General features: G+C 57.1%; 1 protein-coding gene. It reads left to right on the top strand.

Annotated elements, in window-relative coordinates; genetic code table 11:
• The coding region (locus tag G5B30_RS17080; RefSeq protein ID WP_165321222.1) for an Ig-like domain-containing protein at positions 1-1263 on the top strand (1263 nt) is incomplete at both ends.

Genomic DNA, 1263 nt, shown 5'->3' with positions numbered 1-1263 from the left:
CTGACCTTTACGGTCAACTATGCAGCGGCGGTTACGGTCGATGAGACAAACGGCAAACCGTCATTGCCACTGATCATCGGTACGGCAAGCCGGCAGGCTGCCTACAGTGATGGATCGGGTACGACGGCTCTTACGTTCAGCTACACGGTACAATCGGGAGACCTGGATGGGGACGGCATAGTGCTGGGCACGGATATCGTGCTCAACGGCGGAGACATGGGCCTTGCATCTACCGTATTGAAGAATATCGGTAACACAACCGGGATTCTGGTGGACGGTATAGCCCCGGCGGCCCCTTCTGTGCCGGACCTTTCACCGGCCAGCGACAGCGGTTCTTCAAACACAGACAATCTTACAAGCAATACCACGCCTACGGTGACCGGTACGGCGGAAGCCGGCAGCACGGTGACCCTGTACGATACGGACGGTACGACGGTGCTGGGCACTGCGGTAGCGACAGGGGGCAACTGGAGCATCACGAGCAGTACACTCAGCGAGGGTACCCATAGCCTTACGGCCAAAGCTACAGATGCTGCAGGCAATGTCGGTCCGGCATCATCGGCTCTGACCCTAACGATCGATGTGACTGCTCCTGCAGCACCTACTGAACTGACGGCAACTTTCGGCAACCAGCAGAACGTGCTGAACTGGACGGCCAACGGAGGCGATGTAGCTTCGTACAAAGTGTACGGCGGCACGTCGGCCACTCCGACCACTGTGCTGGCAACGGTTACAGCACCGGCGACAACCTACACCCATACTGGTCTGACGAACGGTACGACGTATTATTACCGTATCACGGCGGTAGACCAAGCGGGCAATGAAGGAACGGTAAGCACGGAAGTCAATGCGGTGCCGAAAGCACCGCAGGTGATTACCTTCGGAGCCTTACCGGTGAAGACCTATGGCGATGCGGACTTCGCTCCGGGAGCGACAAGTACAAACAGTACGATAGCTATTACCTATACGAGCAGCAATACAGCTGTCGCGCAGATCGTTGACGGGGATATCCATATCGTTGGGGCCGGCACAACGACGATCACGGCATTGCAGGCGGGCAATACATCGTTTACTGCTGCGGCAGATGTGCCTCAGACGCTGACAGTCAACAGGAAGGCACTGACCATTACGGCCAAAGACCGCAGCAAGACCTACGGTACCGCACTTACGCTCGGCACTACCGAGTTCACGGCCAGCGGTCTGGTGAACAGTGATATGGTTACCTCGGTGACATTAACTTCAGCAGGAGCAGCAGCTACAGCT

The organism is Sphingobacterium sp. SGG-5, assembly GCF_011043525.1.
Taxonomy (GTDB): domain Bacteria; phylum Bacteroidota; class Bacteroidia; order Sphingobacteriales; family Sphingobacteriaceae; genus Sphingobacterium.
This window is presented reverse-complemented; position numbering and strand designations above follow the sequence as displayed.